The 23,111-nt window shown below is 53.3% G+C and carries 21 protein-coding genes; 9 read left to right on the forward strand and 12 right to left on the reverse strand.

Features of this window, described 5'->3' with window-relative positions; translation table 11 throughout:
• Nucleotides 1-24: 24 nt before the first annotated feature.
• Entirely contained in the window at nt 25-3,552 is a 3,528-nt protein-coding gene (smc, locus tag ACZ41M_RS06175) for a chromosome segregation protein SMC (RefSeq protein ID WP_464731999.1), read from the reverse strand.
• 512 nt (nt 3,553-4,064) lie between these two features.
• Here smc and ACZ41M_RS06180 point away from each other — a divergent pair.
• Entirely contained in the window at nt 4,065-4,589 is a 525-nt protein-coding gene (locus tag ACZ41M_RS06180; protein ID WP_464731998.1) for an N-acetyltransferase family protein, read from the forward strand.
• A 15-nt stretch (nt 4,590-4,604) separates the two neighbouring features.
• Here the strand turns inward: ACZ41M_RS06180 and ACZ41M_RS06185 are convergent, their stop codons facing one another.
• From ACZ41M_RS06185 to ACZ41M_RS06215, 7 genes are all read right to left on the reverse strand, one after another.
• A complete protein-coding gene (locus ACZ41M_RS06185) occupies nt 4,605-5,426 on the reverse strand; it encodes a hypothetical protein (protein ID WP_464731997.1) in 822 nt (273 codons plus the stop codon).
• Between the two features lie 23 nt (nt 5,427-5,449).
• The gene (locus tag ACZ41M_RS06190) at nt 5,450-6,013 is read right to left on the reverse strand and encodes a hypothetical protein (protein ID WP_464731996.1); all 564 of its coding nucleotides are present in this window, start codon (nt 6,011-6,013) and stop codon (nt 5,450-5,452) included.
• A 168-nt stretch (nt 6,014-6,181) separates the two neighbouring features.
• Nucleotides 6,182-6,685, reverse strand: coding sequence for a ribosomal protein S18-alanine N-acetyltransferase (rimI, locus tag ACZ41M_RS06195; RefSeq protein ID WP_464731995.1), 504 nt, complete (start codon nt 6,683-6,685; stop codon nt 6,182-6,184).
• On the reverse strand, nt 6,678-7,478 hold the full coding sequence (gene tsaB, locus ACZ41M_RS06200) for a tRNA (adenosine(37)-N6)-threonylcarbamoyltransferase complex dimerization subunit type 1 TsaB (RefSeq protein WP_464731994.1): 801 nt from the start codon (nt 7,476-7,478) through the stop codon (nt 6,678-6,680). Before tsaB ends, rimI begins: the two co-directional genes overlap by 8 nt.
• Nucleotides 7,475-7,996, reverse strand: coding sequence for a 2-C-methyl-D-erythritol 2,4-cyclodiphosphate synthase (gene ispF / locus ACZ41M_RS06205; RefSeq protein WP_464732186.1), 522 nt, complete (start codon nt 7,994-7,996; stop codon nt 7,475-7,477). Before ispF ends, tsaB begins: the two co-directional genes overlap by 4 nt.
• Nucleotides 7,997-8,012: 16 nt before the next feature.
• Nucleotides 8,013-12,065 (reverse strand): translocation/assembly module TamB domain-containing protein, encoded by a 4,053-nt coding sequence (locus ACZ41M_RS06210; protein WP_464731993.1) that lies wholly within the window; start codon nt 12,063-12,065, stop codon nt 8,013-8,015.
• Nucleotides 12,065-13,945: an autotransporter assembly complex protein TamA gene (locus tag ACZ41M_RS06215; RefSeq protein WP_464731992.1), complete on the reverse strand. Its 1,881-nt coding sequence runs from the start codon at nt 13,943-13,945 to the stop codon at nt 12,065-12,067. Before ACZ41M_RS06215 ends, ACZ41M_RS06210 begins: the two co-directional genes overlap by 1 nt.
• Nucleotides 13,946-14,139: 194 nt before the next feature.
• On the opposite strand from ACZ41M_RS06215, the gene ACZ41M_RS06220 reads away from it, so the two are divergent.
• The 3 genes from ACZ41M_RS06220 to ACZ41M_RS06230 all read left to right on the forward strand — a co-directional run bounded on the left by ACZ41M_RS06220 (nt 14,140) and on the right by ACZ41M_RS06230 (nt 15,701).
• Nucleotides 14,140-14,310, forward strand: coding sequence for a DUF3460 family protein (locus ACZ41M_RS06220; RefSeq protein WP_464731991.1), 171 nt, complete (start codon nt 14,140-14,142; stop codon nt 14,308-14,310).
• Nucleotides 14,311-14,409: 99 nt separating this feature from the next.
• The gene (locus tag ACZ41M_RS06225) at nt 14,410-15,252 is read left to right on the forward strand and encodes a segregation and condensation protein A (RefSeq protein WP_464732185.1); all 843 of its coding nucleotides are present in this window, start codon (nt 14,410-14,412) and stop codon (nt 15,250-15,252) included.
• A gap of 68 nt (nt 15,253-15,320) precedes the next feature.
• The gene (locus ACZ41M_RS06230) at nt 15,321-15,701 is read left to right on the forward strand and encodes a cupin domain-containing protein (RefSeq protein WP_464731990.1); all 381 of its coding nucleotides are present in this window, start codon (nt 15,321-15,323) and stop codon (nt 15,699-15,701) included.
• A 36-nt stretch (nt 15,702-15,737) separates the two neighbouring features.
• Here the strand turns inward: ACZ41M_RS06230 and ACZ41M_RS06235 are convergent, their stop codons facing one another.
• Nucleotides 15,738-16,661 carry a M48 family metallopeptidase gene (locus tag ACZ41M_RS06235; RefSeq protein ID WP_464731989.1) on the reverse strand — a complete coding sequence of 308 codons (924 nt, stop codon included), beginning with the start codon at nt 16,659-16,661 and terminating at the stop codon, nt 15,738-15,740.
• Nucleotides 16,662-16,870: 209 nt separating this feature from the next.
• On the opposite strand from ACZ41M_RS06235, the gene ACZ41M_RS06240 reads away from it, so the two are divergent.
• A complete protein-coding gene (locus ACZ41M_RS06240; protein ID WP_464731988.1) occupies nt 16,871-17,272 on the forward strand; it encodes a hypothetical protein in 402 nt (133 codons plus the stop codon).
• A gap of 45 nt (nt 17,273-17,317) precedes the next feature.
• On the opposite strand, the gene hemW is transcribed toward ACZ41M_RS06240, so the two are convergent.
• From hemW to ACZ41M_RS06255, 3 genes are all read right to left on the reverse strand, one after another.
• A complete protein-coding gene (gene hemW / locus ACZ41M_RS06245) occupies nt 17,318-18,529 on the reverse strand; it encodes a radical SAM family heme chaperone HemW (RefSeq protein ID WP_464731987.1) in 1,212 nt (403 codons plus the stop codon).
• 116 nt (nt 18,530-18,645) lie between these two features.
• Entirely contained in the window at nt 18,646-19,143 is a 498-nt protein-coding gene (locus ACZ41M_RS06250; RefSeq protein WP_464731986.1) for a GbsR/MarR family transcriptional regulator, read from the reverse strand.
• A 220-nt stretch (nt 19,144-19,363) separates the two neighbouring features.
• Nucleotides 19,364-20,149 carry a class I SAM-dependent methyltransferase gene (locus tag ACZ41M_RS06255; protein WP_464731985.1) on the reverse strand — a complete coding sequence of 262 codons (786 nt, stop codon included), beginning with the start codon at nt 20,147-20,149 and terminating at the stop codon, nt 19,364-19,366.
• Nucleotides 20,150-20,269: 120 nt separating this feature from the next.
• Here ACZ41M_RS06255 and trxB point away from each other — a divergent pair, with 120 nt between their 5' ends.
• From trxB to ACZ41M_RS06275, 4 genes are all read left to right on the forward strand, one after another.
• The gene (gene trxB / locus ACZ41M_RS06260) at nt 20,270-21,229 is read left to right on the forward strand and encodes a thioredoxin-disulfide reductase (RefSeq protein WP_464731984.1); all 960 of its coding nucleotides are present in this window, start codon (nt 20,270-20,272) and stop codon (nt 21,227-21,229) included.
• Nucleotides 21,230-21,339: 110 nt separating this feature from the next.
• Nucleotides 21,340-22,029: a Smr/MutS family protein gene (locus ACZ41M_RS06265; protein WP_464731983.1), complete on the forward strand. Its 690-nt coding sequence runs from the start codon at nt 21,340-21,342 to the stop codon at nt 22,027-22,029.
• Entirely contained in the window at nt 22,022-22,666 is a 645-nt protein-coding gene (locus ACZ41M_RS06270; protein ID WP_464731982.1) for a trimeric intracellular cation channel family protein, read from the forward strand. Before ACZ41M_RS06265 ends, ACZ41M_RS06270 begins: the two co-directional genes overlap by 8 nt.
• Nucleotides 22,656-23,111, forward strand: coding sequence for a hypothetical protein (locus ACZ41M_RS06275; RefSeq protein ID WP_464731981.1), 456 nt, complete (start codon nt 22,656-22,658; stop codon nt 23,109-23,111). Before ACZ41M_RS06270 ends, ACZ41M_RS06275 begins: the two co-directional genes overlap by 11 nt.

The following is a 23,111-nucleotide window of genomic DNA, read 5'->3' on the forward strand; positions in this document are numbered from 1 at the left end:
TTCATTCCAAATAGTGCATTTAACTCAACTGCTCTGTTGTAATTTCAACGCCGATTCCATATCCACCGCAACGATCCGCGACACGCCCTGCTCCTGCATGGTCACACCGACCAATTGATCGGCTATTTCCATGGTAATTTTGTTGTGCGAGATGAACAGGAACTGCGTTTGCGCCGACATTTTCGCCACCAGTTGCGCAAAGCGGTCGGTATTGGCATCGTCCAGCGGTGCGTCGACCTCATCGAGTAGACAGAACGGCGCAGGGTTCAGGCGGAACAGCGCAAATACCAGCGCAGTCGCGGTCAAAGCCTTTTCACCACCCGAGAGTAAATGAATGGTGGAGTTGCGTTTGCCCGGCGGTTGTGCCATCACCTGTACGCCCGCATCGAGAATTTCTTCGCCGGTCAAAACCAGTTTTGCTTCACCACCGCCGAATAGCTCTGGGAACAGTTCACCAAAGTTTTTGTTCACCTGATTGTAGGTGTCCATCAGCATATCGCGCGACTCTTTGTCAATTTTCTTGATCGCGTCTTCCAGCGTGGTCATCGCGTTCGTCAGATCTTCGGACTGCGCAGTGAGGAAACCTTGGCGCTCCTGCGCGACTTTTAATTCATCCAGCGCCGCCAAGTTGACCGCGCCCAAGGCATTGATTTGATTGTTCAATCGGGTAATTTCCGCCTGCAACACCGAGGCGCGCGCGCCATCGGCGAGCGTCGCACGCAGTTGTTCGCGGGTCTGCTCGATGTCCACTTCGGCCTCGCGCAACTGCTCGGCAAATTGCTCTTGATTCAGGCGCGCGGCTTGCTCGGACAATTGCAATTGCGTGATGGCCTCGCGCTTCGGATCGACCTCGCGTTCCGCCGAAATTCGCGCCTCGTCCAACTGTCGCAAATCATGCGTGAGCGCGTCCAAAGCGGTGCGCGCTGCGGCCAACGCCTGCTCGCGCTCCACGCGCACGGCCAACGCCGCCTGCAAACCATCGTGATGATTGTTTTGCTCAAACTCCTGCAATTCGATGGTTTGCTCTTCGAGGTTGTTGTGCAAAACTTCCAACTGCTGCTCGGTCGAATGCTGGTTGTACTCAATGTCGGCCAAACGTTGCGCCAGATTTTGCACACGGTACTGCGCATCGCGCGCTTGATTCTCCACCTCGCGCAGACTGGCGCGTTTATCGGCCAAACTGCGCTCGAGCGTTTCATACGCCGATTGCGCGGACTGCCACGCCTCTTGGCGAGTGAGTAAAATCGCGTCGCCTTCGTCAAACAGCGCTTGCGCCTCCATTTTCTGCGCTTGCAACTCTTCTTCGTGAATTAAAATTTCCGCCAATTCATCGTCAATCTGCGCATGACGGGCATTGCGCTGTTCGCGCTCCAAATGGAGCTTTTGCACCTGCATTTTCAGCTCATGCACGCGCGCGGTGGTGCTTTGCAACTGCGCCCGCGCGCTGTTGTGCTGCTGCGTCAGGCGTTCCACCTGCGCTTGAAATTCGTGCAAGCCGCTTTGCGCCTGATCGACCAGCATATCCTGCGCGCGCAACTGCGCCTCGATCTGCTCAATCTCCTGCGCGCGCGCCAGCATCCCCGCCTGCTCGGACTCGGCGACGTAAAAACGCAGGGCATTGCGTGAAAGGCGATGACCTTCGGGCGTGACCAGCACGCCGCCTTCGGGCAACTGCTCGCGCAATTGGTAGGCATCGTTCAGCGTATTGGCGACATATACACCGCGCAACCAATCGGGCAATAGCTGCGTGAGCGTCGGGTCGTTGGTCTTGATCAATTGCGCCAAGGGATGCAAACCGACCACTTCCGGCGCGCGCTCGGTCACAGCGACATGGGCGTAAAAACTTAAACGCGACGGCGGAATGTCATTGAAATAGTTTTTCACCCAGTCAATGCGCGACATTTCAAAGCCGTTCATGCGCTCGCCCAGCACCGCCTCCAGCGCATTTTCCCAGCCGGATTCGATGTGTAGTTTTTGCCAAACGCGCTGGCGCGTCGCGAGCTGGTGTTTGTCCAGCCATTCGCCGAGCTGTCCTTGGGTTTGGACTTTTTCCTGCAATTGCGTGAGCGCATCCAGTCGCGCGGACAATTGCGCAATGCGCGCCTGCTCGTTCAAAGCATTGGTGCGCGCCTGATTGAGCGCGTCTTGCGCCTGCGGCAACTGTGCATCCACCTCGTCCAGCGCGGCCTGCGCGGACTCTTGGCGCGACAATTCGTCGGCCAACTGCATGTCAAGTTGGTGGTGCTCTTTCGCATCCTGCGCGCCCGGGGCGATTTTTTCCTGTTGCAGGCGTTCACGACGCAGCACCAAATTGCCCAACTGTCGGTCGGCATTGCGCTGATCATCGGCGGCGCGTGCGACCGATTGTTCTGCCTGCGCCAACTGCGCGCGCGCATCCTGCATTTTCTGCATGGATTCGCGGTGACGCGCTTCAATCTCAGGCAGATCTTCATGAGCGACGGCGAGCTGTTCACTCAGCATCGCTTGATCTTCCAGCGCTTGTTCGCGCTCGGCGGTGAGGTTGTCCACGTCGTCGAGCAATTGCGTTTGCCGTGCCTGCCATTGCGCCAACTGCTGTTTGATCTGCTCAATCTGCGCTTCAATCCGCGCACGTCCTTCGGTCATGAAGCGCAGTTCGGTCTCGATACGCGAGACTTCGGCGTTGGCCGCGTACATGGCCGCCTGCGCGCTGTTCAGATTATCGGACAGCTCGTAATGCTGCACGCGCCGCGCTTCCAGTTCTGCCTCTGCATGGCGCAGTTTGGCGATTTGCGCTTCCAAATCGTTTTGCGCCTGTTGAATTTTCTCCGTGATTTTGTCGCGCTCCGCTTGCGCTTCGTCGTAGCGCAAAATCCACAGGTAATGCAGTTTGTCCTGCGCGGCATTTTGTAAATCGCGGTATTGCTGCGCGACTTTGGCCTGCGCATCAAGTTTTTCGACTTGGTTGTTCAATTCGCGTAGGATGTCTTCGACGCGAGTCAGATTGTCGCGTGTGTCGTTCAGGCGATTTTCGGTTTCGCGGCGGCGTTCTTTGTATTTGGACACGCCAGCGGCTTCTTCCAAAAACACGCGCAATTCTTCGGGTTTCGCTTCGATGATGCGCGCGATCATGCCCTGACCGATAATCGCGTAGGCGCGCGGCCCCAAGCCGGTTCCCATGAAAATATCCTGCACGTCGCGGCGGCGCACCTGTTGGCCGTTGATGTAGTAGCTCGAACCGCCATCACGCGTGAGCACACGACGCACGGAGATTTCGGCGTATTGGCTCCATTGACCGCCCGCGCGACCTTCGTGGTTGTCAAACACCAATTCGACCGACGCGCGCGCCGAGGGTTTGCGATTGCCCGAGCCGTTGAAAATCACGTCGGCCATGGATTCGCCGCGCAACTCGGATGCGCGTGACTCGCCCAATACCCAACGCGTGGCGTCCATAATATTGGATTTGCCACAACCATTGGGGCCTACGACCGCGACCAGTTGCCCCGGCAGTTGAAAGCTGGTGGGGTCAACAAAGGATTTGAAACCGGCTAATTTAATTTGAGTTAAACGCACTGCGAACCTTTTTTATCCAGCGATGAGTGATGACGCGTCTCATCGGTTATGTTTTCAAGGAAGCTCGGAATAACCCCTACCGTCTGCGCTGGAGATTGGCGTGATGAGTAACGAGGCGTGGCGCGCAGTCTATGGTCATTCCCTAGACAAGCGTCACAACAAAGTTAATCACGCGCCAATCGCCAGCCCTTCGGGTTCTGGCAAAAAACACCCAGAATTTTGTTGCAGAATAGAGGCTGTCGCAGCATCGTATGATTAATAACTACGACCCCTATCCTGCGCCGCGTTCTGAATGTTTTTTGCTCAGAACGCAGACTGGTTTGGGTTGTTCCGTGCTTCCTTAACGCTTGGCTGTCAAAACGCATGAACAACGGCGTAAATAGGCGTTATCATACCATTTTCAGCGTATTTTCAGGTGGATTTCAGCGGTTTTCCAAACAATGATTTCGCCTGCACCTCGTTGATTTTTTCATTTATAAACATAAACTTACAACAACAAAACAAAAATCATCATGATCCACGTCCGCCCCTGCATCGAAAGCGAGCACAGCGCCGCCATTTTGGCCATTTTTAACGAAGCCATTGCGAACCTCACCGCGCTATACGAATACGAGCCGCGCACACCCGAATTCATGGCGCAGTGGTTTACCGAAAAGCGCGAGCGCGATTTCCCCGTATTGGGTGCGTTTGATGATGCGGGTAGCTTGTTGGGCTTTGCCACCTACGGCGTATTTCGCAGTAAACCGGCGTACAAATACACGATCGAGCATTCGATCTATATTCACCACGAGCACCGCGGCAAAGGCGTAGGACGCGCGCTGTTAGAACCGCTGATCGAGCAAGCAAAGGCTCAGGATTATCACTGCATGGTCGGCGCAATTGACGGGGCGAATTCGGCCAGCATCCATCTACACGAGCAGTTTGGCTTCAACTACGCCGGCACGATTCATCAGGCAGGATTCAAATTCGGCGAGTGGCTGGATTTGGTGTTTTATCAATTATTGTTATCCACACCCGAGCATCCGGTGGATGGCTAAATTAGCGTATTAAAATCAACGTATTAATGACACATTCTGGCGAATATGACGATAGCTGCGCAAGTGTTCCGAATTACCATTCAAATAATAGCGGTACTTCAGCAGATTACACATTTGCAACGTTGCGCGTTCATAGACGCCTGATGGCTGAAATACATTACGCGCAATAACAAAGTGCGCCGCATCCTCAATCGCACAGGTTCGATATCGCTGTTGTTGCAGCACAATCGCCGGTAAACGCTCCTGCACAAACGCCCGCATCGGTGCCAGCCGCGACACATACGAGGTTTCACCGCGCAGCACCTCTCCCAGTGCATCTCGTCGCGTTTCCACCAGATCAAAAAAAGCATCAGCCAATTTTTTCCATGCCTGCCAATACGGCTTACGCGCCACGATGTAATTACAAAATGCAAAGTTATGAGAGCAAGTTACCAGCTCATCAAGCCGAATGTCCAACCCGAGCGCATCCACCACTTGCTGCGATAAGTCAAAGATTCCCGGATGCCAAAATTCGCCCTGCTCAAACGGATTTTGAAAATACGCTAACTGCGACCACGCCGTCGCCACCAAAAACACATCCGTATCTGCCTGATGTGGCGCCATGAGCGCCTTTAATTGCTCAGCCGCCAGCCCTGTTTTCGTGCCAAATTTGGGCGACAAAAAGCCATAAAAAGCGCTATCCGCCAAATCATTTTGCTCTAAAAAATTTTTGATCACCCAAAATTCATACCACTCAGGGCACAGATTATCGGTGTTATCCAGCGGAATAAACCCCGGATCCAGTTGCGCACGTGTTTGCTCGTTATAGTAAATTTGATAAAGGTGAATGGCGCTCATATTGTAAATTCAATGACATCTGTTCAATGAGATGCCATGCGCAAGGACTTGAGCGCCAGCCATGCGCGTTGTTTTTGCAAGGCATCGGTTTGCATGGCACGTACACTTGGCAAGCAAAGCAAGCGCTCATGCGCTGCCAGCGGCGCATCCTCGCCCAAAAACAGAATATGCAGATTCGGATACTGCGCCAAAATCGTCGGCAACGATGCGAATAATTCAGACGACACATTCAGGATGTGCAACTGCGGCCACGCGGGCAAGGCCGTTGGCACAGCACGCACCGCCTCTTCGAAATCAGCGCTCTGTGTCATAACGCTACACACCACGTCGCGTACGTCCGCATTGATCGCCCACAGCATCCCCGCAAGCACATAGCATTCGGCAGCATTCAATGAACCTGAAACATCCGCCATGACGACCCAGTAGCGTGCTTGCGCAATGGCTTCGGGCAGCGCCAACTCCGACACCGTCATCGCCTCCGCGTCAGCCTGAGCGTCCATGCCGCTCCTGTGGCGCCAACGCACATCAATGCCCATCGCGTATAGCCATGCATCGTGTGCTTCGGGGTGGGTTTTGTGCAAATTCATATCAAGTATTCTTTAGAAAACGCGGAATAAGTATGTTTTCCAGCTCAAGGATTTACATAGGTCAGCACACTTGACAGCATCCGCAATTTTAACATTTTGATTTTGTTCAAATTTTGTCAGGGTTTCCCTGAAAAAATTTCTAATCCTAAGCACGGAAAAAGTAGGGGTTTACTTTTTCCGTATTTCCTTTACATATTTCGACATCAGCAGCGCATCTTCGCGCCCCGCCTGTCCATCGGTGTTCATAACCGCATAATAAGCTTTTCGCCGACCGACTTCAACAAAGCCCTGACGCGCGTACAAACGCTGCGCTGCGAGATTAGACACACGCACTTCCAAATGAACCTGTGCAGTTTGCTCGGGCAATTGGCTCAAAAACGCCTGTAATAACCGTTGTCCCAGCCCTTTACCCTGCGCGTTTGGCACAACGCCAACACTCAAAATTTCGCATTCGTCCAAAAACAATCGCGCAATCAGATAGCCAACGACATCCTGCGTATCGCGCAAAACCGTACCCGTATATTCGCCGCTACCGAGCAGTGGCGCAATCGCCAGTACCTGCTCCACCGTCCACGGATCGATCTGCGTGACCTGCTCAAGCTCTGCAACGGCGGGCAAATCCTCAGCCGTCAAAATCTGCGTCGTGTATACCGAAGCCACCGACTCATTCATGCGCCAACACCTGTGTTACGGCATGTTCCGCCTCGCGCTCAGCGATGGTTTTCGCCACTTTATCGCGTACATACAGTGGCTGTACCTGTTCGGGGCGCAGCACCACGCCCGCCTGCCACGCCCCATTACTCCACAAACGATTGACCAACGGCGCAAAGTCCGCCGCATGCGGTGCACTGTGGTCAATCTCCGCCACGCGCAGCGGCACACGATCGTTCGCCTGCATTATGGCTTGCTGAATGACATCAAATGCCTCTATCGCATTACCGACCAGCACGCACGGCGCATCAATTAAATTTAAGCGATCAACAAATACCGCCACATCATCCAAACTCGGCTCTACCCGTGTGATCAACTCGCCTTCGCGCCGTTCATAATGCGCCCAATACACCTGCTGCATCCGCGCATCCATCGCCACGATGATCTGGGTTTCTGCGCTATGGCTCAATCCGGCCACCGCCAGCGCAGCCAGCGACGACAAAGCCAATACCGGCTTGTGCGCGGCAAAGGCCAAACCTTGCGCGACCGAGACAGCCAAGCGTACACCGGTGAATCCACCCGGACCGACACCCACCGCAATCGCATCCAAATCGGCGAACGTCGCCTGCTGCGCCGCGAGTAGCTCGCGTACCATCGGCAAAATCATTTGCGAGTGTTTTTGCTCCGACCACTCATGGCGCGCCGTCAACTGCCCGCGCCATTGCAACGCAACCGAGCAGTATTGATTCGATGTGTCCAGCAGCAGCACATTCGGTAAATGCTCAGCATGGTGCATACGCTCGACCACCTTCACACCACTTCCGTTCGCACAGCGTGTACCGGCTCGCGATCCTGCACCAGCAAAACCACCACTTCGCAAGCAATGCCTTCGGAGCGCCCCAAAAAGCCGAGCTTCTCGCAGGTTTTCGCCTTCACATTCACCGCGGAATAAGCCGCACCCAAATCCGCTGCGATATTTTCACGCATGGCGGGAATGTGCACCATCATTTTCGGCGCTTGCGCAATGATACTCGCATCCAAATTACCCAAGACATAGCCCTTATCGCGTACCAACGCATACGCATGGCGCAACAATACGCGGCTATCCGCGCCCTTAAAGCGCGGGTCGGTATCGGGGAAATGTTGTCCGATATCGCCCAAAGCCAACGCCCCGAGCAAGGCATCAGTCACCGCGTGCAGCAACACGTCGGCATCCGAATGACCCAGCAAACCCTTTTCATACGGAATGGTCACACCGCCGATAATCAGCGGACGATTTTCCACCAAAGCATGTACGTCAAAACCTTGACCAATGCGAAAAGGCAATGACATTGCTTGAGCGAATGAATTATTTTGACTCATATTTTTTATCCTTGTCCCAAAGTCTGTCAAAACGGCGGCGATATTGTAAATCCACACCGTTATTGGTACCGCCGCGCAAAATCACTTCCCAGTTGCGCGACAATGACCAGGTAATTTTCAGCACACTGCTGACCGTGTCAATCCCTTGCTCGTAAGCAATGCCAAAGCGATCGGTGAATTGCTTGCCAAAACCGACATAAGTCCCTGATGTACCATCTTTTTTGCCCACGGCACCGACACTGATGTTGTCAATCCCAAATTGGTCGGTGATCTTGCGTCCTTGGTCGGTACTGAGCAAAATCGAGGCCGCACCGGCAATCGCGCCAATGTCGTTTTGCCCCAAGTCTGCGGTTGAGCGGCCAAACAACAGCCATGCGAGTTTTTCCTCATCCGGCATATCGGGATTTGAGGTTAGGCGCGCGCGCGGATCGGCCAAGGTACCGTTCAATTCGACGCCCACTTCGGTCGAGCCGGCCACCCGCGTCGCCATGATATTCAAACTCGGATCGTCCAATGGGCCGGCAAATGTGACCAAGCCACGTTGCACGGTCAAGGTTTGACCGTAGAAAATATACGTCCCGCGCGTGATTTGCACCGTGCCATTGGCACGCAATTCAGGGTAATCTGCGCTGGAATGCACGCGCAATACGCCACCCAAATATACATCCGCGCCACGACCTTTGAAACGGAAACGATCGCCCAAATTCACATTGATATCGGTCTCGGCCGCATACACTCTCTCGGCTTTGGCTTTCGTACCGGGTGCTTGGACAAAACGCACATCGTTATCCAGCTCCGGTGCGCGGGTTGGCGGCAGATCAATGAGGGCCTTATCAACCTTGATATTACCTTTGATCGAGAACACGCGCACACCGTCAAAGCCCAAATCCGTCGTACCGCTGAGCACCACTTCGCGGTCAGGACGCGCGAACGGACGCAACTGATTCATCACCATGGTGGCTTTCACGCCCTGAGTTTGCCCCGCACCCCAGCCGACCGTGCCTTTGACCGACAAAGTACCTTCGATCCCTTTGGCCTCAAACTGTTCAAAAATAATTTGCGATGGCTCAACGCGCAGACGCGCCACGCCGTTATCAAAGCGTATCCCTTCGTCCACATGATAAAAACTCAGATTTTGCCCCGTCACCACACCTTGCGGTGTCCACGACGCGAGCGTACCGCGAATGTTTAGATCCGCCTGAGCCTGTCCATCAATGCGCACATTCACACCGAACAGTTGATTGAATTGTTTGAGCTGACTCAAGCGCGCTTGCACATTCAAATTTAATGGCGAAAGACCAGACACGACCCAGCCGGATGCGCTGTTGACCAAACCCAATGTCCCCTGAATGCGGTTTTGCCCGATATTATTGCCGTTCAACACGCCCGACAAAGCCATCTGCGTACCGGCCATGCGGCCTTGGAAATTCAGCTCGGTCAATTCAAGCAAATTGCGCCGACGCACATCGAGTGCGATATTGCCACGTTCGCGCTCAAAACGAAAACCGCCCGCAGGCTGCGCGCCCATCGCGATGTCCCACTGTCCGCGAATGGCAAAATCATCCGACGGATAAAACGGCAGCGTAATCGCCAGCCACGACAGCCAACGGTTGGCCACGAGATTGCTGACGTTGCCTTGGCTGTTGATGCGTTGCCCTTGCATGGCAAAACTGTTGATGTTCAACTGCGCTTCCTGCACACGCGCGACCACATTGCTGAGTTTAAACTCTTTGTTCTCATAGGCAATTTGCGCGGTTTGCGTCAATTGAATATTCGGCTGTCCCACATTGTTCAGTTGATGAATCTGTCCGCGCCAACCATCATCGGTGATGCCGCCCGAACCGGAGGTCTGCCCGTCCAAAATCCACTGCACCGCGGCATGATCTTGCGCAGCCTCACGCACCAAAATATTGCCGGCAAAACGACCATTGAACTGATGCGCCGCTTGCGTGCCGCGCACCGTGGCGTTCAGTTGACGCAAATTCACCGGTCCGACCGCGTAGCCGTTCAAATCGACATCGGCGTTCAGCGGCCCGTTGTTACCGCTTTCCCATTGACCTTTGAGATCAATCGATTGAATTTTATTGTTAAAAAATACCAAATTCGCGCCCTGTGCATCCAAGCGACCGCGCGGTTTGGTCAGCGAGCCGGTCAAGTCGCCCGTGGCATTCAGACGTCCGGCAAAGCCAAATTGCAACTGCGCCAAGTTCGGCGCGCGCACGTTCAATTGCAAGCGATCATTGTCTTTACCCAACGCCCCTTTGGCCTGAAACAGATTATCGCCCACGGTCACGTCAACGTTGCGCGCCTCAATGCGATCGGGTGCTTGAAACGTAAAATCGAGCTGACCTTGGGCATTGGCATCCGCCCAGCGACTCGATGCCAATTCACCTTTCATGTCCAGCTTGAAATCCGGTTTCATTTCGCCGCGCACATCAAACGCACCGGCCAATTGACTGCGCGGAAAATCGCCCAAATCGCGCAGATTGAATTGTTGAACGTTCAGTTTGCCCTCAAACGGCATCAACTCTTGGGATTGCTGAATCTTCCCGACCAAACTCAATTCCGCCTCGCCTAAGCCTGCAATTTTGAACTGTTTGATGTCGATCAGTCCGCCACCCATCTGCACGTCGGTCGCGATGCGCATATTGACCGCGCCGGATTGTGCCAACTGCGCCACATAGTTTTGCGACTGTTGCTCAATTTGAATGGTCACCGTGCCGTCCAGCGCGGTTTTCAGCAGTTTGGCGTAGATGGATTGGAGGTTCATATCCGTCACCGCCACGTCGATTTGACCTTTTTTATTGGCAAATTGACCGTTACCGACCAGCGACCCGCCGCCCAACAAACCGACCTTCATATCATTGAGATTTTGCTGCTTATCGGTCAGCGTGAACTGCCCTTGCCCTGAAACAACGGGAATACCCAGCTCGGCCAAGGTCAGCGGCAAGTGATTCACCAGCGTCCAGTGACCTTGCACCGGCAAGCGTTCAGCGGTAGCGGCTGTGGGCGATGGAGCAGGTACATCTGCAGAAGCGCCGGTAGTATTCCCATTGGCCGGATCGGTATTTAAAGCCACATCCAAATTGGCCATCGGCAAACTCGCCCAAAACAATTTCGGATTGATGTGTTTGAAATCCAGATGACCTTGGTGAATGTAAAAACCATCCAGCAATTGCACACTCAAATTGCCTTGGCCTGTCAAATCACCTTGATTGCTACCCGCGCCAGAGCTTGCGCTCAAATCCAAATTCAGGCGTTTAAAATCACCCTTGGCTACCAGTTTGGCCGAATAATCATTGCGTTCATCGTGCAATACCGCGTCGATTTGCCCATCAAGCACGAACGGTTTTTTGCCATTGATCGCCAATTGCCCCGAGTACTCGGCGTCGCCTTGACGCAGATGCGTTAAGTTAATGCGGTGCTGCACTTTATCGGTACTCACACTGCCGGATACGTCCTTCAGTTCGGTGGTTTGCAAGCCTTGAATCAAATTGACTTGCGGCACAGACAAATTATCGACCGTGAACGCCAGCGGCATGGTGATCTGCTCTAACGGCTCGGATTTTTTTTCAGAAGGCAGTAGCGCGATGTCCAAGCGCTGCGCCGCCAAACGATCGACCTGCCAATGCACAGGCAGCACAGACCAATGCCAATCGCCCGATACATCAAAAAGATCAACGTGCACCGTACCCAAATGAATTTGCATGGATTGCGCGCTGCCACCGTGCGCCAAACTACCCGAAACCCACTGTGATTGCACACGGCCACCGGATAATACTTGGGTCACCTTCCACAGCGCCCGCGTACCGCGCTCGGATTGCGCGGCAATCAACACCGTGCCAACCAACAGCACCAGCAGCGCAACCAGCGCCAACAAGCCGCCCGCAAGCCAACGCCATTTGGACGCCTTGCCGGATGACTTGTCTTTTGGCGCGCCTGAACTCGTTTCTGCCGAGTCAGCGGAATCAGCGCCGAGGTCATTCACCTCACCGTTCCGTTCAGGCAATGCCGGAGGATTTTTTTGCTCGTCGTGCATCAAAACATAATCCCAATTGAAATATGCGGCGCAATGCGTTTGCGCGGATAACCATAGGCAATATCAAATTGAATCGGTCCGACCGGACTGCGCCAACGTGCGCCTACGCCGATCCCGTGATACAGAGGTCGACTTTTCAAATCATCGGTCACACTGCCCACATCATAAAAGACCGCCGCACCCCATGAATTATTGAACCAGTGGGTATACTCGGCAGAGGCCGTCGCCATATACCGCGCCGGTAGCACCACATTGTCCGCCATCGCATCAGGATCACCAATGCTTTGATAGCCATAGCCGCGTATCGAGTTACTGCCTCCGGCTTTAAACAACAGGCTGGACGGCACATCAAACCAATCACCTCGGGTATTGATCATCCCCAATTCAGCCCGCAACACGAGCGAGTCTTTTTTCAAGAAGGGGAAAAAATGTCGATAGCGCCCATACGAGCGCACAAAGTTGGTACTGGAACCCATCGCCTTGCTGGCCACGCCAATCGAAGCATCAACCGCATAACCTTGGCGCGGGTACGAATTATTATCCACATTGTGTTTCGACCAATCCACACTCAAAACCCACGCGCGGCTACGAAACTCATCCAGTCGGCTATTGTAATAATCCAGATTGTATGAAACCGAGGTGCGCTCCAATTTGCGCGAGTAATGCAAACCCACCTGCGACGTACGGTCAATCACATCCAAAGTGCGATCATCATCCACTTTGGCAAATAAACTCCACTGATAGTGATTTTTGTTCTGCGGCGTGGTCAGCGAAGTTTGTCCAATGCGCTCCTTCTGCTGCCAATCATAGCGAATATCGTAAATCCAACCCCGTTTGAATACGTTGTAATGGCTATATTGCGTTTTGGCATGAAAGCCGCCATCGGTGCTGTAGCCAACCACGCCTTTGAAATTCGATGACGGCAACTCAATCACATTGACCTTGATCGGCGTGAGCTGGGCATCGTTCGGATCGGGATTAATATCCACCACCACGTTGGAAAAATACGGCAAATCCTGTAAACGCTTTTGATACGCCAGTAATTTTTCGCGGCTATACGCCTCGCCCTGCTCAATGGTATTGACATTGGTCACAATCGAACTGCGGTAGCGCCGCAAACCCGAGACCTCAACATCACCCAAAGTAAAATACGGCCCCGAGTCCAGCACCGCGCTCACATCTACGCCCGTGCGCGGCAGATCAACCAGCGCCTCGGTGCTTCTAAAGCGCGCACCGGCATATGCATCCGAGCGGATTTTACGCAGCAGCAAGGTTTTGGCCAGCGACCAATCATTTTGCGTGAATGCCTCATCTTCCTGCAGCGACCAGTCAAACACCAAATCATTCGCGCGCTGCGGATCCTGCTGGGTAATCAAGCCCTGCATGTCCAGCTTGGCCGAACGCACGATCGCCTGCTCACCGAGTTCAACTTTAATCGTATAGCTCGGCAGCTTAGAGACAGCAGGCGTGGCGGTTTCCGCTTCCGAACCCGCATCCTGCAGCTCGACACTGCGTCCGAACGAGCGCGTCGCTTGGGCGGCTTGTGTCGCGCTCAATTGCGCATCCGTCCCCACGGTTTTCCCCGTGCGGTCATCGATGATCATGATTCTGCTGTTGAAATAGCCCTTGGTCGCCAACAAACTGGCCGCCTGCTCCGCCGCATGGTCAATCAAAAAGTCCAAATATTCATCGCGAATATCCTCGCGCGCGCGATAGCGAACAATATCCAAATACTGTTCCAACAGCGCTTTTGCCTCGGCCGGCGCATCAATATTGATCGAATAATTATTCGCATACGCAGGCGCGCTCAGGCTCAGCAAGGCAGCACCCACAGCCCCACAGGCCAATCGGCGCACCCAACACAGAGAAAAAACAGACATCCTTCGTATCATCAATTCAATCAATCATCTTTTTTATTCATTTATACGAGTAATGCACCCATCCGCAACGATTCCGCCCAAAAGGCTTAAATTCGAGTAAAATAACCGCAAATCAGATGCGCTACGGTCGCATTTCGCACATACCGCATTGTAAACAATTCTCATCCACTTGATGATGAAAAGGAGTAATAAAAATGGCACGTTACGAATCGGACTTCACCCTGTTTATGAAAGAAATGAACAAAAAACAGCCCGACCTGTATGAAAAACAACTCGAAGGCCGCGCCCGCCTGTGGGACAAGCCACAAGACACTTCATTGCAACGCCAATTTGACGCAGCCAAAATCAAAGACGACGCTCATTAAACCGCGCCGATTTGCGTCCCAACGATTCACTTTATGAATCCCAAGACACCCCACCCGAACGCCGAGACCAGTGACGCATTGGACTCGGCGTTGGCACAAATGGAACAACTGGCCGCAGCCAGCCAAAACGCCACGCCCGACATTGTGGATGGCTTGGCATTTGCACGTTTGTACGGCGAACCGCTGTTCAACATGCCGCAGGATTTATACATCCCGCCCAATGCGCTCGAAGTCTTTTTAGAAACCTTCGAAGGCCCGTTGGATTTACTGCTCTACCTGATTCGTAAACAAAATTTCAACGTCCTCGACATCCCGATGGCGCAAGTGACCGAGCAATATTTGATTTACGTGGATCAAATCAAAACCTACAACCTCGAATTGGCCTCCGAATATCTGCTCATGGCCGCCATGCTGATCGAAATCAAATCGCGCATGCTGCTGCCTGTGACCAAATCCGACACCGGCGAAGAGGTGGACGACCCGCGTGCCGAGCTTGTCCGACGCCTGCTCGAGTACGAACAAATCAAACTGGCCGCACAAAATCTCGGACAAATGCCGGTCGTCGGCCGCGACTACCTGCACGCCCAAGCCGAAATCGACCACACGGTGCAAAAACAACTGCCCAATGTCAATGTGGATGACCTTAAATCCGCGTGGGCCGACATACTCAAACGCGCCAAACTCAACGCACGCCACACCATCACCCGCGAGACTTTATCCGTGCGTGAATTCATGACCGGCATTTTGCGCAAACTGCACAACCGCCGTTTCATGGAGTTCTCCGAGCTATTCGACGACATGATTGAGCAAGGCGAAGGTCGCGCCGTATTGGTGGTCAACTTCATCGCCATGCTCGAACTCTCACGCGAATCGCTCATCGAAATCACCCAAGCAGAAGCATATGCGCCGATTTATGTGCGTTTGAGCTACCAACCGCAATAGGCACTTCTATAAGTCCAAATTTCGTCGCGACACATCATTGCGCACAAAAAACTAAAAAGGAGATAGATATGACACATACACCCCACATCCAACTGTTTCGTGAACAGCAAACAGAAGCCGAAATCGACTACCCGCGCCCGGAGCGACTGGTCAACGGCAATCCGAAACGCACCACATGGAATCACTTTACCAACCACAGCGGCGAAGTATTCATGGGGGTTTGGGCCTGCGAAGTCGGTAGCTGGCAAATCGAAATGGGCTTGGGTGAAGACGAATATTTCTACGTCACCGAAGGCGCGGGCGCATTGATCGAAACCGACGGCACGCGACGCGAATTCCGAGTCGGTGACGCCGTCATCATCCCCGCCGGATTCAAAGGCATTTTTGAAGTCACCGAACCGATGAAAAAACATTATGTGATTATTGACCGACAAGAGCAAATTGCTTAAAAACGACGCACATCCCTCAAGTTAGACTCCATTGACCTACGCCCCGCGTAGGTCAAATTGTTTCAACTGTCGACGTAGATTTTTATAATCAGGGCACATGCGCGCCACCTGCGTCCAAAACACCGCACTGTGATTCATCTGCACCGTATGCGCCAATTCATGCGCCAGTACATAATCCACCAGTGCCTCGTCCAAAAATACCAAACGCCAATTCATACGAATCAGACCATCGCGCCGACACGTACCCCACAGCGTTTTTGCATTGGACAGCACAATATCGCGATAACGCAAACCATGATGCTGCGCGTACCACTGCGCACGCTGATGCAGATACGCCAACAAATAATCGCCCAAGGCATTTGCCAAAGCATTTTGGTAACTGGCGCGAATATCCGCCTCACGCGCACCCGCGCGGGTGCGTGGTCGTTTCACCCACACAATCTGCTCGCTCAACGCTGCATCCGGCAATTGCTGCACCGTCCCCCAACGTATCTGAACCGTTCGCCCCAAAAGCCTGAGCGTTTCGCCATCGGCCACGGATAAATCGGGCATAAAACTGCGGTGGCGACTCGGCGTGTCCGCATGCGGCGACGGACTCAAATGCCGCAGAATCCAATTGGATTTGCTGTGCAAAATTCGCTCGATTTCAGAGACCGATACATAGGGCGAAGCACGCACGCGCAAGCCCTGCGCATCCACCATCATACCCACGGTTTTGCGACGTGAGCGCTCCAAGCGATACGGCACGATTTGCTCACCCAGAACCACGGTGCGCACGGATTGCGTCGCTGTCTTTTTTGAATGGGAGGTCGAGTTGGGTGACGCTTTCGGTGTGGGCGCAGATGCGCCATTATGGTGTGGATTGTGTGAAACAGGCGCGACCGAATCATCCTCCCAGCCAAATAAATCCGGCTGTAGGTGATTTTTAAATTGTGCCAACCAATCTCGTATACGTCGCATAAAACTTCAAAACTTTTAAAATTGTAATTAAGCCAGCACGGGGCAACCCAGCTCATATTTATGGATACCATTGTAGCGCACTTATGCCGACACACTTTTCATCGCATTTGCACTCATCAGGTCGCTATCGAATGTGCACATTACTTGCGAAAGCGAAGTGAGTATCGGTTACAATAGGTGCTTTAAACATTGACTCTTTCGTTAGCGCCATGAATCCATCTGCAAGCCCATCCACGCCGTCTACGAACACCACACCGCACGTCAGTTTCATCGCCTATCCCATCGGTGCATGGTTAATCGCCATCCTTTGCGCCGGTGTGTTCACGCTGAACAGCACGCATCCGGAGCGCTATAACATCATGCAAATTTTGATCGCCGCCAGCATGGCCGCTGCCACGGTGGGCGGCACGCTGTATGTGCTGTCATTACTGGCTTTGAAACGCTATCCGTCGTTCAAAAGATCCTTCACTTTGGGCTTTTTGACCGCGCTGGTTTGCATCGTCATCGCGCTGTTACTCAATAAAGTCATGTTGTCCTTTGTCATGGGCGGTGTATTTTTACTGATTTCAGCCGTTTTGCCGTTTTTCATGAAAAAGCGGGTAGCGGTGTGAGTTATAGCGGCGTGAATTAAACACGACCGCGCCCAAACCACTCATTCAATCATTCAAAAACAGCGTCTGAACATCGCTCAAAAATCGCCAGCCCAAATCGGTCACGCACAGACGCTCTGCCTCTTTCACCATCAAGCCTTTGACCTGCGCCTGTGACAGCGCAGGTTCCAAATCAACCACACTCAAACCACTGGCCATCTGCATCTGCGCCAAGGTCGTTCCATCGCGCAGACGCAGCGCATTGAGCATGTATTCAAACGGCAGTTCGGCGCGCGTGAGCATTTGCTCAGTTTCCACCGCATTGCCTTGCGCCACCGCATCCAAGTAGCGCTGCGGATGCTTGAACCGTGCCGTACGCACAATCCGATCGTGTTGACTGATCTTCCCATGCGCACCGGCGCCGATGCCGATGTAATCGCCGAATTGCCAATAATTCGTATTGTGCTGACATTCATGCTGCGGCTGCGCGTAAGCCGAGACTTCGTAATGACGCAGACCGGCACGCGCCAATTCCGATTGAATATAGTCTTGCATATCCAGCGCCAACTCATCATCCGGCACGCGCGGCGGATGACGGTGAAACAGAGTATTCGGTTCAATCGTCATGTGATAGTAGGACATATGCGTCGGTGCAAAAGACAGCGCCGTCGCCACATCCGCGCGCAACTGCGCCATCGTCTGCTCAGGTAAGGCAAACATCAAATCCAAATTGACTTTGGGAAACAACGCATACGCCTGCTCCAGCGCATATTTCGCCTGATCGGCGCTGTGAATGCGACCAATTCGGCGCAGCAATTCGTCATCAAAACTCTGCACGCCCAGAGATAAACGGTTCACCCCCGCATCGCGAAAACCGCGCAATTTACCGACCTCCAGCGTCCCCGGATTCGCCTCCATGGTGATTTCCATCTCGGAAATATGCGGTAAGCGCGCGCGTACCGCCGCGAGCAATTCATCCATCGCTCGCTCAGACAGCAAACTCGGCGTACCGCCCCCGATAAAAATACTGCTTAAACGCCGCCCCCAAACCTGCGGCAAAACGCTTTCCAAATCGGCGATCAGCGCCTGCACATACGGCGCTTCCCAGTCGGTCGCGGCTTTGCCCAATTCATGTGAATTGAAATCGCAGTACGGGCATTTGCGCACGCACCACGGAATATGGATGTACAGCGACAGAGGCGGCAAGGCACTCAATTGAATGTCACTGGCGGCTGCGCGCGGTGCAGAAGAAGGATAAAACTGAATGGTGGATTGCATGAACGGTGATTACTCTAATGAAATGATGTTGCGTCGATGCGCCATTGTACCCAAGAAAAAACCAACCCGAAGGTTGGCTTTATCGAAGGTTGGCTTTATTTGACTCGCTGATTCACTTATTTTTTCTCATCTTTAGCTGAGTCGCCATGAATCAGGTTTTGAATTTTCGCGCCCAGTCGCATCACTTTGGATAGGGTTTCAGGCTTGAGGCGAATCATTTCCTCCGCCCATGAGCTGGTGGTTTTCATCAGCGTCAGGGTTTCTTGAATTCGCGCCATTGACTCAGGCGTTTCCATCTCTGCCGACGGATCGTCCAGACAGTCTTGCAGGGCCTGAATCACCGGATTGAATTCACGCACTTTGCGCTCGTGTACCACGGTGCGCATCAGCTCCCACGCGTCGGTCGAGGTGCTGAAGTAGTCGCGTCGGTCGCCAATGATGTGCACGACGTGAATCAGATTCCAGTTTTGCAATTCTTTCAGGCAATTACTCACGTTTGAGCGCGCGACGCTCAAAGTCTCGGTAATTTCTTCGGCATGCATGGGACGGCCATAAAAAAACAGCAACGCGTGAATTTGCGCAACTGTTCGGTTGATGCCCCACTTGGTCCCCATTTCGCCCCAATGGAGAATAAATCTTTCGGCGATCGGTGTTAGTTTCATGCCGAAAATAATAAACTTTCTGAATCCTTCTGTCAATGCTGAAACCCATGTAACAAAATCAAGCCCAAAAATCGCCAATAAACCATGAATTTTCACGTTTTTAACGAATTTTTAGCAGTTTAAACGGGTGAAAAAACCACGGTTTCGCGGCCATGATACCGCTTACACCACGCTAAATGACAAACGCCGACCCCGGATGCACGGATTTGAGCGCGCTGACCCAGCGCTTGGCCGACAAACCGTACAGCGCTTTGACTTCGTCGGCGCGGGCGTACAATTGCGCCCATTCCAACTGCATCGGCGCGCCTTTGAACGCCAAGGCAATGCGATTGCCCTCATGGATTTCCGGCAAAGCTATGACGCGCCCGCCGAATGCTTCGTGCAGATTGCGCATGTTTTTCTCGAAACTCGGATGGTCGCCAAACAGATTGATCGTCGCCATGCCATCGGTGTTCAAGGCCTCAAAACAGGCACTGTAAAAAGCCACCGAATCGCACACCGGCCCGCGAGCACTGGCGTCGTACAGATCAATTTGCAGCACATCAAACGCCGCTTTCTGCGCCTCAACCCACAGCGCCGCGTCCTGCTCCACCACCTCAATCCGCTCATCCAGCGGCAGGCGAAACATGCCGTATGCCGCCGCAATCACGTCAGGATTCAGCTCCACCACCGTTGAATGGCTGCCGGGTAAATATTTATAGGTGAACTTGGTCAACGAGGCGCAGCCCATGCCCAGTTGCGCCACACGTTTCGGCTCATCCCGAAACAATAAATACGCCATCATCATGCGCGCATACTCCAGCACCAACTGATTCGGTCGGCGCACGTTCATCGCGCCCTGTACCCACGGCGTACCGAAATGCAAATAGCGCACATCGCCGATTTCGGAGAACGTCACCGGCTCCTTTTGGTAGCGGGTTTTGCTCGGTTTTGAGGTGGATTTTTTGGTGGTTTTCATCGGTGTATCATCTTCAATTAAAAAGGTCTAACCCAGTCATGTGAACAAGGCAATCAACTCATAAACCTCGTATAATAGCACTTTACAATATGATTTCACTGCATTTACAAGGGGATACTCATGGCACAACACCACTCACTACTGATTTTAGGTTCCGGCCCAGCAGGCTATACGGCGGCGGTCTACGCAGCGCGTGCCAATTTGAACCCCACTCTGATTACCGGCTTGGAGCAAGGCGGGCAACTGATGACCACCACCGATGTTGAAAACTGGCCGGCCGATGCGGACGGGGTGCAAGGCCCTGATCTGATGGCGCGTTTTCAAAAGCATGCCGAGCGTTTCAACACGCAAATGATTTTCGACCACATCCACACCACACATCTGAACGAAAAACCGATTCGCTTGGTCGGCGATGCGGGCGAATACACCTGCGACGCGCTCATCATCGCGACCGGCGCATCGGCGCAGTATTTGGGCCTACCTTCCGAAGAAGCCTTCTCTGGCCGTGGCGTATCCGCCTGCGCGACCTGTGACGGCTTTTTCTACCGCAACAAGCCGGTTGCCGTGGTCGGTGGCGGCAATACCGCCGTTGAAGAAGCCCTATACCTGTCCAATATCGCCAGCCATGTCACCGTGGTTCACCGCCGTGACACCTTCCGCGCCGAACCGATTTTGGTAGACCGCATGATGGAAAAAGTGAAAGAAGGCAAAATCACACTCGAAACCAAACAGGTTTTGGACGAAGTTTTGGGCGACGCATCCGGCGTAACCGGCGCGCGTTTGAAAGCCTTTGAAGGCGACGCGACCAAAGAAATCAAAGTCGACGGCGTATTCATCGCCATCGGCCACAAACCGAACACCGACATTTTCGCCGGTCAACTGGACATGGAAAATGGCTACATCAAAACCCACAGTGGTTTGAATGGCAATGCCACCGCAACCAGCGTTGAAGGCGTATTCGCCGCCGGTGACGTACAAGATCACATTTACCGCCAAGCGATCACCAGCGCCGCTTCCGGCTGTATGGCCGCGCTGGACGCGCAACGCTATCTCGAAGCGCTGCACGACAAAGCGAAATAAGCATTTGAACCCAATCGCCCTTCGCGCATCAACTGATTGGCTCCTTATGGATTCTTAATTGGTTCTGAACGAAGGGCGTTTTTACACCCGTTTTACACCTGTCGCACCTTATGAAAGCAAAATCCTACGGCCTGACCGATTTAGCCCAACTGCAAAAAGACCTGAAAAAACAGGCCGAGGCGCGCGCGCAGGCGGAAAAGCAGGCGCGTGAACAGCAGGCGCTCGAACAACGCATGAGCAGCGAGTTTCTCAACGAAGTGCGCGGCGTCACACCGATCAAACCCAAAGACCGCTACATCCACCCGACGCGTCATTTACCCGAGCCGACCGTGCGCGTGCAGCACGATCATGAAGAACAGCATGCACAACAGCGCCAGCAGCACAACCGTCAATCCGACCAGTTTGACACGCGTCATCTGCGTGACGACGAAAATGGCACCTATTTGCGCAAAGGCATCCCCGAAGCGCTGCTGAAAAAACTGCAAAAAGGCGCATGGCCCATCAGCAGTCGCATTGACCTGCACGGCAAAACCGTGGAAGAAGCACGCATCGCAACCAGCGCATTTCTCTATCAGGCAGTTCAGCAATCACAACGCGTGGTCAGCATCATTCATGGGCAAGGTTTCAACTCTGCCGATAATCAAGCCACACTCAAAAGCCATGTCAAAAATTGGCTGGTGCAAAATCATCACGTTCTGGCCTTTTGCCACGCCCCCAAAGACGCCGGCGGACACGGCGCAGTCATCGTTCTACTGCATCAAGACCGCCCGAAACAGGCCATAGACAAACACCATGACTGACATCGGCAATTTTCCCACCACCGTGATCAAACTTGTGCCGTGGATTGAAGCGCTCGGCATCATTGCCTTTTGCATCTCCGGATTCATCCGCGCGCAACAGCACAAATTCGACCCGATTGGCGTATTCATCATCGGTTTCGTCACCGCATTCGGCGGCGGGACACTGCGCGATCTGCTGCTCAATCGCCGACCGTTTTTCTGGGTCGATCATCAAAACTACGTCATTGCGCTGTTTGTCCTTTCATTGGTCGCCGGAAAATTCCTGCACTTCATGCGCCGCGTTTTCACCAACAAAAGCATGCTGATTGCCGACGCACTCGGCTTGGGACTATTTACCATCACCAGCACCGCCATCGCGCTGGATGCAGGCATGCCCTACTTCGTCGCCTCCATGTATGGTGTGATCGGTGCCGCATTTGGCGGTGTCATCCGTGACGTGCTGTGCAATGAAACCCCGCTGATACTGGTTGATTCCGAACCTTACGCCACCTGCTCTTTTACCGGTGCGTGGATATACTTGATGCTGATGCACTTTAACGTACAAGCGATTATCAGTCTGGTACTCGGTAGCGCCTGCGTGGTAATTTTGCGTTTGATGAGCATTAAATGGAAATGGCGCGTGCCGAGTGGGTTCTAATCCCGTTACAATAAAAAATTACAGTGCACCTTTATTACAGTCTTCACAGCAGGTCAATCCAATGATTAAACCTTATAAAGATTTATCCTCCGAAGAAAAGAAACGTGATTGGAAAGACATTACCTATCAGGTAGTTTTAGTCGGAACCGTCGCAGGTGCAATTTGGTTATCCGCCGATCGCACTGTCCACACACGCCGTCCCGTATACGAGTCGAGAGAAGCATGTCTGGCTGATTGGAATAACACTCCTGCAGACTGTGAAGAAGATCGAAGCTCTGGCAGTGGTGGTCGACGTTGGTATGGCCCTGATGTCGATGATAATGGCCGCGCCTATCATGCTGATGGTCACACCTCGGACGGTCATACGCATTTAGCCGCACAAAGCTTTCGTGGCTCATCAATTACGCGCAATGGCTTTGGTCGAGGCTTCTCTCGAGGCGGCTGA

The organism is Puribacter membranae (assembly GCF_055380425.1).

What these genes read in the sequence shown, in the direction of transcription:
- ACZ41M_RS06180 (WP_464731998.1), top strand. Translation starts at nt 4,065, where the DNA reads ATGATCCACGTCCGCCCCTGCATCGAAAGCGAGCACAGCGCCGCCATT.
- ACZ41M_RS06185 (WP_464731997.1), bottom strand. Translation starts at nt 5,426, where the DNA reads ATGAGCGCCATTCACCTTTATCAAATTTACTATAACGAGCAAACACGT.
- ACZ41M_RS06190 (WP_464731996.1), bottom strand. Translation starts at nt 6,013, where the DNA reads ATGAATTTGCACAAAACCCACCCCGAAGCACACGATGCATGGCTATAC.
- rimI (WP_464731995.1), bottom strand. Translation starts at nt 6,685, where the DNA reads ATGAATGAGTCGGTGGCTTCGGTATACACGACGCAGATTTTGACGGCT.
- ispF (WP_464732186.1), bottom strand. Translation starts at nt 7,996, where the DNA reads ATGTCATTGCCTTTTCGCATTGGTCAAGGTTTTGACGTACATGCTTTG.
- ACZ41M_RS06210 (WP_464731993.1), bottom strand. Translation starts at nt 12,065, where the DNA reads ATGCACGACGAGCAAAAAAATCCTCCGGCATTGCCTGAACGGAACGGT.
- ACZ41M_RS06215 (WP_464731992.1), bottom strand. Translation starts at nt 13,945, where the DNA reads ATGTCTGTTTTTTCTCTGTGTTGGGTGCGCCGATTGGCCTGTGGGGCT.
- ACZ41M_RS06220 (WP_464731991.1), top strand. Translation starts at nt 14,140, where the DNA reads ATGGCACGTTACGAATCGGACTTCACCCTGTTTATGAAAGAAATGAAC.
- ACZ41M_RS06225 (WP_464732185.1), top strand. Translation starts at nt 14,410, where the DNA reads ATGGAACAACTGGCCGCAGCCAGCCAAAACGCCACGCCCGACATTGTG.
- ACZ41M_RS06230 (WP_464731990.1), top strand. Translation starts at nt 15,321, where the DNA reads ATGACACATACACCCCACATCCAACTGTTTCGTGAACAGCAAACAGAA.
- ACZ41M_RS06235 (WP_464731989.1), bottom strand. Translation starts at nt 16,661, where the DNA reads ATGCGACGTATACGAGATTGGTTGGCACAATTTAAAAATCACCTACAG.
- ACZ41M_RS06240 (WP_464731988.1), top strand. Translation starts at nt 16,871, where the DNA reads ATGAATCCATCTGCAAGCCCATCCACGCCGTCTACGAACACCACACCG.
- hemW (WP_464731987.1), bottom strand. Translation starts at nt 18,529, where the DNA reads ATGCAATCCACCATTCAGTTTTATCCTTCTTCTGCACCGCGCGCAGCC.
- ACZ41M_RS06250 (WP_464731986.1), bottom strand. Translation starts at nt 19,143, where the DNA reads ATGGGGACCAAGTGGGGCATCAACCGAACAGTTGCGCAAATTCACGCG.
- ACZ41M_RS06255 (WP_464731985.1), bottom strand. Translation starts at nt 20,149, where the DNA reads ATGAAAACCACCAAAAAATCCACCTCAAAACCGAGCAAAACCCGCTAC.
- trxB (WP_464731984.1), top strand. Translation starts at nt 20,270, where the DNA reads ATGGCACAACACCACTCACTACTGATTTTAGGTTCCGGCCCAGCAGGC.
- ACZ41M_RS06265 (WP_464731983.1), top strand. Translation starts at nt 21,340, where the DNA reads ATGAAAGCAAAATCCTACGGCCTGACCGATTTAGCCCAACTGCAAAAA.
- ACZ41M_RS06270 (WP_464731982.1), top strand. Translation starts at nt 22,022, where the DNA reads ATGACTGACATCGGCAATTTTCCCACCACCGTGATCAAACTTGTGCCG.